Consider the following 8,004-nt stretch of genomic DNA (forward strand, 5'->3'; position numbering starts at 1 on the left):
GTCCTCCGACCACAACCCTGAAAAAACGTTCCGACGGGCACGATGATGCGCAACACTGGGTGCACTCGGCCATCTGGCCGAGGTTGTTCGAACGAAAGGAACGCCATGAACAACGAAACGCCAATCAACGTCGATGGCTCGCCAGACCTGATGTGCAAGGCAGGACAGCTGCTGCATGCCATGCGTGAACGGGCCGGCAAAGCGGTATGCCTGCTGGACGCGCGTATGCGCACGCTGACCGTCGAACCGGAGGAAGGCGCTGCCACTGCCGAATATGCGGTGGTTTTGGTTGCCGCCACCGGATTCGCCGCCGTTTTGGTGGGCATTATGAAATCCGATGCCATCAAAACGCTGCTGACCAACATCATCAAGAAAGCGCTGAGCGTCGGGTGATTCATGCTGAGGCAATGGTGGAAACGCCATACCGATGATGCCGATGAGGGAGCGGCCACCGCGGAATTCGCGGTGGTGCTCCCCTGCGTGGCGGCGGTGGCGATTTTGGTGTTGTGCTTGGGGCGTGCGTCTGTGGTGTCTATGAATTGCCAGGATGCGGCGGCGGCCGGTGCCAGGGCTTTCGCGGTTGATGATACGGGCGGCGAATCGAAGGCGAGGACCGCGGTCATGGCGGCTGCGGGAGGTTCGGCGACGGTACGGTTCGAGCGTGGGGTGGACTTCGTCACCGTCACGGTGCAATGCCCTGTGGTGCCGGATCCGACCGGTGTGCTGCCCACTCGAGTTACCGGCAAGGCGACCCGCTACTTCTAGCGTTGCTCCGAAGCGTGCTGGTCTCTGCGCAGTGAGATGCGGGATTGTTGGTTGTGGCCTGTGCATGGAGGTCTGTGAGGTTTGGAGCTTGCGACATACGACGTGTGAAACATGTTGTGAAACGCTATTGGCAACCATTTGATGGATGCGGGTCGGAAAGGAATGGATAATGTGAAACGCCTTGTGAAACATTGGTTTGCTTGGATTCGCGGGTCCGATGAGGGTTCGGGGACCATATCCGGTGTGGCTTTGATCGCAGTGGCCGCCATCATGCTGGGCGCGGCCGCGTCGGCGGGCAATCTGCTGCTGTGCTTGCATCGCGCGCAGAATGCGGCCGACCTGGCGTCGGTAGCGGCGGCCAATGCGTTGTATTCGGGATCGTCCGATCCTTGTTCCGTGGCGGAACGCACTATATCCGGCAATAATGCGACGATCGGATCCTGCACGATAGAAGGCGAGGATGTGCTGGTCGAAGCGCAGGTCGGCACGCAAATGCCATTCGTATCGCATGTCGGCAAACAGTCACGGGCGGGGCCGATTGTCTGCGAATAAGCGTGGTGCGGAACGGTACATTGTGCGGGAAATCGCGCTTCGTAAAAAGGGATCTTTCTACGTAAAGGAACATTCGTTCCACAAAACACGGCCATTTGTATGGAAAGCCGTTCGCATGTGGCGTGTGGAGCGAATCGCGGTTATCGTACTGAAGTATGAGCGAAACGTCATGTGTGAATGCGACCGTTGCCGTTGTCGGCAATCCGACGTCGAACAAAGGCAAGGGTGCCGAGGTCGGCAAGCAGGTGGTTGAGCTGCTGCAAGAGGCCGGGCGCAAGCATGGCTTCAACGTGATCGACGTGACCGGCGAGAGCTTCGACGATTCCTTGGCGAATGCCAGGAATCGCAGGAACGAATACGACTACCTGGTGGCGGTCGGCGGCGACGGCATGATTGCGCTTGGAGCCAATGCCGTGGGCTGTTCCGGTAAACCGTTGGGCATTGTGGCGACGGGTTCCGGCAATGATTTCGCCCGCGGTCTTGAGCTGCCGGTCAATCGCGTGGAAACCGCTGTCGACGGCATCGTCGGCGCGATTGTGCGCGGCACGCATATTGACGTTGATATGGGTTTGGCCACGTCGTTGCAGGGCGGGTATGCCGTCGATTCCAGTACCGGCGATGATCTGGTCGGCGATTCGGACGTGCCATTGCGCCCGGCGGTCAACCGCTTCTACGCGGGCATGCTGTCGTGTGGTTTGGATGCGAGTATCAACGACCGTGCCAACCATTCCCGCTTGCCCAACGGTTCGGTGCGCTATTTCGTGGCAGCGATTGTGGAATTGACGCATATGAAGCGGTACGGATACCACATCAAAGCCACGTTGGCCGATGGAACGGTGGAAGAAAGAGACATTATTTCACCGTTGCTTACGGTGGCCAATTCACGGCATATTGGCGGAGGTATTGAGATCTCGCCGTATTCGCGGTTCTCTGATGGTTTGCTTGACCTGGTATGGCTCGACCACGTGCCCAATGTCGCCGAATGCGTGGATGCGGTGTCTCACGCGTATAGCGGCAAGATCCTCGGGTGCAAGGTGTTTGGGTGGAAGCGTGTGCGCGATATCGAAATCACCCGCGCGCAAGAGGGTGATGAGCCGCCGGTCTTGATGGCGGACGGTGAATATGTTGGTCGCCTGCCTGTCAAGGTCGTAGTTCAAGACCGTGCGTTGCGTGTGCTGGTGCCGCCGGCCGTGGCGGAAAGCCAAGCTGCCAACACCGAAGAGAAAGTGCTGGAAGCCATCAAGCGTGATCACCGTGATCCTGTCACCGGCAAAACCGACACCTACTACGCGAAGCGCTCGCGGTAGTGCGTGCACATGCCGGTCAAACCGCAACATTGCATATCGAAGATGGCATGTATGCAACTGATTGCGTGATCGGCAATCGTAAGCAATCGCAAATAATTTCGCGATAATAACGAAAAATCCAGTACCCGCAAGATCTTTATCTTACGAATACCGGATTTTCTGTAACTAGCGAACGCCGTAACTATCGAACACGGATTGCGATCAGGCGGCGACTTCCTGGCGGGCGATGGCCTGCTCGTAGTCGCGGGTGCCCTTGAAGACTTCCTGCAGCCACGGGTTGACGTGCTGCTTCTTCGCGCGGTACATGATGTAGCCGAGTGCGAGCACGTTGGCCACGAGCGCGATGATCGACACGGTCAGGTTCACGTTCGGATTGTTCACCGACTGCACGGCGAACTTGGACTCATCCTGGAACATGGGGAACAGCTGCGCGAACATGCACCAGATGGCGAGCGTGTTGGCGCGGTTCTGAATCCAGCCGCCCTTGTTCCAGAAGAAGTTCGCCACGGTCGGGGCGAGCAGCAGCGCGAGGCCGCAATACCAGGAGTGGGTCGGCAGGCAGTTGTAGGTGTAGCAGAAGTTCCAAATATCGTATGCGACGATGAATACCCAAGTCATGTCAGGCCACAGCATGTCCTGCTTCTTCTTTGACACGTAAATGCCGAACCAGCCGGTCATGCAGGCGATGTTGATCAGGCCGGCAACGCCGTTGAACACATTGTGCCAGCCGCCATACAGCGTCACGCCTTCGGTGGAAACCCATGTGGTGCCCCAAGCGCGAATGGCCGATTCGAAGTCGGAGGCCACGGCGATAAGAATGTTGATGGCCACGATCACGAACGGGAAGCACTTGAACCATTCGGATTTGCCGATCTTGCCCCACTTGTATTTGAGTGCCATGAAGCCGATGCAGCCTGCGGTGGCCGCATATAGCTTGGCATAGTGGAACCAGCTGGTCATATGCACGTAGGTCGGATTGCTGAGCGCCCATTCGGCACCCATCGCGGCGGCCACGTAAATGGTGATGAAGTAGATGGTCAGAATGGCCGGCACGATCAGGAACGCGATCACGCCACCGGTCTTGGTGCGACGGGCCAGCTCATTGGCGCCGATCAGGCAGCAGAATACGAGGATCCATCCGATCCACTGGTATATGGCGGTGTCGCCATAGACTTGGAACAACATCGCTCTTCCTTTCTCTCAACACGTATGCGCGCGGGGTGAGCTGCGTTTACATGTATTCGTTCAGGTGCAGCGTCTGTGCCGCGACCTGTCTGATGACGGTGTCTTCAATGTCGGGATGCAGTCTGATCAGCGAAATCAGGCCAACGATGAGCGTATAGAACGTCTCATGCTCGTTGGTGATGGGCATGCCATGCAATTTCTCGAAATCGCGCACTGTCGAATTGCAGATGTATTCCGCAATGCGATCGGCCACGCGGTCGATGAATTTGATGTACAGTCCCGCGTTGCCGTCTTCGATCATGCGTTGGCTGAACGGGCCCTCATCGGCGATGAGGGAACGGGTCAGTCGCACCACGTCATCGAGCGCTTTCGAGATGTTGCCGACTTCTCGATTGGCGTTCCACTCTTCCAATTGCGAGATGACTTCGTCGATGACGTCGTCGAGCACGGCGTCCGCAACTTGGTCTTTGTCTTGGAAATAGTGGTAGAAGAGAGATCTGGTCATGCCTACGCGACCTGCGATATCGCTGATCGTGATTTTCGAAAAGCCCTTTTCCAGGCAGATTGCGCGGGCTGCATGCACGATTTGCGCGCGGCGTGCGTCTCCGACTGTTGTTGCGGAGGCGTTGTGCTGTCCGTCCATGGCTTTCTCTCCTTCGTTCGAGTGGCGTCTCTCACCTGCGCGACACGTTGACACTCTGTCAATTTCTTGACTGCCCTCAGTCTAAACCGTAAATTGACACAATGTCAATTTCGTAGTGTCGCTGTCGTCACTCCCAGCTTAAACGTTGCCGCGGCGCTTGTCTTTGGGGACACGCGCTTCACCGTTACGGGCAGGCTGTGCGGCCGGTCTTTGAGAAAAAACGTGTCGTAATTAATCGGTAGCCTAGTGACACCACAGCGGAAGGAATTGCGATGGCACTGGCACTCTATAGAAGGTATCGTCCCGACACGTTCGACGGCGTGATCGGGCAGGATCAGGTCACGATTCCGCTGATGCGAGCGCTTGATGAGAACAAACTTACGCACGCTTACCTGTTTTCCGGTCCGCGCGGCTGCGGCAAAACCAGTTCCGCACGCATTCTCGCGCGTTGCGTCAACTGCGCGAAAGGCCCGACCTCGCACCCGTGCGGCGAATGCGAAAGCTGCAAGGACCTCGCCACAGGCGGCCCCGGTTCCATCGACGTGGTGGAAATTGACGCCGCTTCGCACAACGGTGTGGACGATGCCCGCGAACTGCGCGAACGTGCCGGATTCGCCCCCGCCCGCGACCGCTACAAGATTTTCATTCTCGACGAAGCCCACATGGTCACGCCGCAAGGCTTCAACGCGCTACTGAAAATCGTGGAGGAGCCGCCGGAGCATGTGATGTTCATCTTCGCCACCACCGAGCCAGACAAGGTGATCGGCACCATCCGTTCGCGCACCCACCATTACCCGTTCCGCCTAGTGCCGCAGGAGGTTATGGGCCCGTACCTCGAGCAGATCTGCGAAGACGAGCATATCGAAGCCGAGCCGGGCGTGCTGCGCCTTGCCATGCGTGCCGGCGGCGGTTCCGTGCGAGACACCCTTTCCGTGCTTGACCAGCTCATGGTCGGTGCGGTCGATGGCAGCATCGCATACGACTCCGCGGTTGCGTTGCTTGGCTTCACGCCTGACGCTCTGATCGGCGAGGCCGTCGACGCCGTTGCCGACAAAAATGGCGAAGCACTGTATGGCGTGATTCAGAAGGTCGTGGTCGGTGGTTTCGATCCCCGTCGATTTGTTGAGGATTTGCTTGCCCGCGTACGCGATTTGCTGGTGCTCACGTTGGGTGGAGAGCGTGCGGAAAGCGTGCTTTCCGACGATGCGGCCGCCGAGAACATGGATGATTTGCGTCGTCAGGCTTCCGCTTTGGGATTGTCTGCGCTGACGCAGATGGCTGACACGATCAATGCGACGCTTGCCAATATGACCGGTGCGATTTCGCCGCGCATGCGATTGGAATTGCTTGCCGCGCGCTTGTTGGCCGGGCGTGAGGAAGGGATGGCTGTCGTTGCGTCATCTTCCGGTGTACCTGATTTTGCCGGCGATGCCGGAACTTCCGCGGCTGCCGAATCGTCGCGTGGATCCATGGCCGGCTCCCGTCGCCGTGCGGCACGACATGCCGCAGGAAATGTGCGGGCACAGGATTCTGCGCCTGTGATCGATACCCCTTCCGCGCCTGTGCAGCCGTCCGTGGCGCCGACGAATCCTGCCGATGCCGTCGCATCCGGCGTGGCTTCCGTGCTTGCTGACGTGCAGCAGGCGATGAATGCGACGACTTCCGTCGCTTCCGCTGCGCCTGCCGCAACTTCCGTACCAGCTCCCATTCATGACGATCGCACCCCCGACCAGAAGTGGGATGCGCTGGTCGCAGCCCTTCCGGAAGACGTGCAACGTTACGTAAGCCGTGAAAAAGTGCCTCGCGTGCTACTGAGCGGCGACCGTCTGTGGATCAAATTCGACAAGGCGCTCAGCAAATACGCGTTTGCCAAAGCGGTGGCAAAGGAATCGGTGGACGGCAATACCGAAGTGGTGAAAATCGTCCGCGCCGAAGTGCATAAGGCGTTCGGACCGAGCGTCACGCTCGCGCCTGCCAAAAAGCTGGCGGACGGGTCCGAATCGGTGCCGTGGAGCAAACTCAGCCCGGAAGAGCAGAGCAAGATCAATGCGCAACTCGTGCAGGAACAGCTTAAAGCGGCCACGCTGCTGACGGCCAATCTTGGTACTGCTGCAGGTCTCGAATCCTCCGGCAAGGAGCCGGCCGGCACAAGCGCGAAGAGCGCCGAAGACGGTGGCAATGCCGGAGATTCCGGCGATGAGGAGGGCCATCGAGCTGCCGCCGGTGGATCCGAGGAAGTCGATCCATGGGCGGCCCCGACGCAGGAAGTCCATCATCCGGAACGGCCTGTTCCGGATGATGACCCTTGGGTTGCATCTGCACAGCCGATGCAACCGCAATCGGTGGTCGCAAGCGGCGTCAACGATGTGAAAACGCCGGAACAACATGCGAAACGTGTGGCTGTTCCCGATGTCAGCGATAACGTTGATCCTTGGGCGGCACCGATGCCTGTACCGCAGCAAGCGCCGGTGGACGACGATCCTTGGGGTAACCCCATGCCGATTCAGGCAGGACCGGTGGATCCCATGCCTGCTCCAACGGAACCTGAGGTGGCTCCGAAGCACGCCAATCACCAGCATCGCGCACCGCGGCAGGACGCGGCACCGCAGCAAGGCCAGCCGAATGCCGATCCGTGGAGCCAGCAGTTCTCCGCGCCGGCGCAGCCAATGCCGCAGGTCGCCGCGGAAGATGACGAATATTCCATGAGCGACGAGTCGATCGGGGCGTCAACCGCGTTAAGCGTGGACGATCTGACCCGACTGTTCGAGGTGAAAAAAGTCGAGGATTTCGGGCCGGACGATGCAAAAAACCCGCGCAACATGCAGCAGAAGAAGAATCTCGACGACTGATGGCGGTGCAGTCGCAAGCAAAAATGCGAAACCGAGCAAAATCGACGAATCAACGCAATCGTAAGCACTGCATAATCGCGAATCTTATGGAAACCAAGGAGAGGTGAACCATGGCACTGGCCTATGACGGCGCCATCCAACGACTGATCGACGCGTTCGCGCACCTGCCCGGCATCGGGCCGAAAGGCGCGCAACGCATCGCCTTCTACCTGCTCAACGCATCCGACGAGGAATCACAGGGGCTGATCGACGCCATCGCCGAAGTCAAAGAGAAAATACGATTCTGTGACATTTGCGGCAACGTGTGCGAAACCAGCCCATGCCCGGTCTGCGCCGATCCTCGTCGCGACCACAGCGTGATCTGCGTGGTCGAAGAGCCGAAAGACGTGATGAGCATCGAGCGCACGCGCGAATACCGCGGCCTGTACCACGTGCTCGGCGGCGTCATCAACCCGATGGCCAACGTGCAGCCCAGCGACCTCAACATCGCCAAACTTATCGAACGGCTCAAAGACAGCGAAGTCGCCGAAGTGATCCTCGCGCTCAACCCGAATGTGGAAGGCGAAGCGACCACCAGCTTCCTGTCGCAGCTGCTTTCGCAAACCGACATTAAAGTCACGCGATTGGCGAGCGGCCTGCCGGTCGGTGGCGACCTTGAATATGCCGACGAAATCACGCTCGGGCGTGCGCTGGCCGGGCGTCG

The 8,004-nt window shown here is 58.9% G+C and carries 8 protein-coding genes; 6 read left to right on the plus strand and 2 right to left on the minus strand.

Translation table 11 applies throughout. From position 1 onward, the window contains the following. Nucleotides 1-105: 105 nt before the first annotated feature. The 4 genes from Q5H33_RS07595 (at nt 106) to Q5H33_RS07610 (ending at nt 2,624) form a co-directional block, all read left to right on the plus strand. Nucleotides 106-393, plus strand: a complete 288-nt coding sequence (locus tag Q5H33_RS07595; RefSeq protein WP_302423844.1) for a DUF4244 domain-containing protein — start codon at nt 106-108, stop codon at nt 391-393. Nucleotides 394-396: 3 nt separating this feature from the next. Continuing rightward, nucleotides 397-765 carry a TadE family type IV pilus minor pilin gene (locus Q5H33_RS07600; protein ID WP_022245685.1) on the plus strand — a complete coding sequence of 123 codons (369 nt, stop codon included), beginning with the start codon at nt 397-399 and terminating at the stop codon, nt 763-765. A gap of 162 nt (nt 766-927) precedes the next feature. Next, nucleotides 928-1,317: an Rv3654c family TadE-like protein gene (locus Q5H33_RS07605; RefSeq protein ID WP_047749563.1), complete on the plus strand. Its 390-nt coding sequence runs from the start codon at nt 928-930 to the stop codon at nt 1,315-1,317. Between the two features lie 155 nt (nt 1,318-1,472). Then, a complete protein-coding gene (locus Q5H33_RS07610; RefSeq protein ID WP_004220307.1) occupies nt 1,473-2,624 on the plus strand; it encodes a diacylglycerol kinase family protein in 1,152 nt (383 codons plus the stop codon). 201 nt (nt 2,625-2,825) lie between these two features. On the opposite strand, the gene Q5H33_RS07615 is transcribed toward Q5H33_RS07610, so the two are convergent. Both Q5H33_RS07615 and Q5H33_RS07620 read right to left on the minus strand, forming a co-directional pair. Beyond that, nucleotides 2,826-3,809, minus strand: coding sequence for a DUF5692 family protein (locus Q5H33_RS07615; RefSeq protein ID WP_226643947.1), 984 nt, complete (start codon nt 3,807-3,809; stop codon nt 2,826-2,828). A 46-nt stretch (nt 3,810-3,855) separates the two neighbouring features. Beyond that, nucleotides 3,856-4,452: a TetR/AcrR family transcriptional regulator gene (locus Q5H33_RS07620; protein ID WP_004220305.1), complete on the minus strand. Its 597-nt coding sequence runs from the start codon at nt 4,450-4,452 to the stop codon at nt 3,856-3,858. Nucleotides 4,453-4,724: 272 nt separating this feature from the next. Here Q5H33_RS07620 and dnaX point away from each other — a divergent pair, with 272 nt between their 5' ends. Further along, nucleotides 4,725-7,301, plus strand: a complete 2,577-nt coding sequence (dnaX, locus tag Q5H33_RS07625; protein ID WP_226856974.1) for a DNA polymerase III subunit gamma/tau — start codon at nt 4,725-4,727, stop codon at nt 7,299-7,301. Nucleotides 7,302-7,411: 110 nt separating this feature from the next. Further along, nucleotides 7,412-8,004, plus strand: a 593-nt coding sequence (gene recR / locus Q5H33_RS07630; RefSeq protein ID WP_302423856.1) for a recombination mediator RecR, incomplete at its 3' end; no start/stop codon positions are given.

The sequence above is a fragment of the uncultured Bifidobacterium sp. genome (assembly GCF_959020145.1).
Taxonomy (GTDB): domain Bacteria; phylum Actinomycetota; class Actinomycetes; order Actinomycetales; family Bifidobacteriaceae; genus Bifidobacterium.

Bases quoted from the DNA above. Each gene is read 5' to 3' on its own strand.
- dnaX (WP_226856974.1), top strand. From the start codon at position 4,725: ATGGCACTGGCACTCTATAGAAGGTATCGTCCCGACACGTTCGACGGC.
- Q5H33_RS07615 (WP_226643947.1), bottom strand. From the start codon at position 3,809: ATGTTGTTCCAAGTCTATGGCGACACCGCCATATACCAGTGGATCGGA.
- Q5H33_RS07610 (WP_004220307.1), top strand. From the start codon at position 1,473: ATGAGCGAAACGTCATGTGTGAATGCGACCGTTGCCGTTGTCGGCAAT.
- Q5H33_RS07605 (WP_047749563.1), top strand. From the start codon at position 928: ATGGATAATGTGAAACGCCTTGTGAAACATTGGTTTGCTTGGATTCGC.
- Q5H33_RS07595 (WP_302423844.1), top strand. From the start codon at position 106: ATGAACAACGAAACGCCAATCAACGTCGATGGCTCGCCAGACCTGATG.
- Q5H33_RS07600 (WP_022245685.1), top strand. From the start codon at position 397: ATGCTGAGGCAATGGTGGAAACGCCATACCGATGATGCCGATGAGGGA.
- Q5H33_RS07620 (WP_004220305.1), bottom strand. From the start codon at position 4,452: ATGGACGGACAGCACAACGCCTCCGCAACAACAGTCGGAGACGCACGC.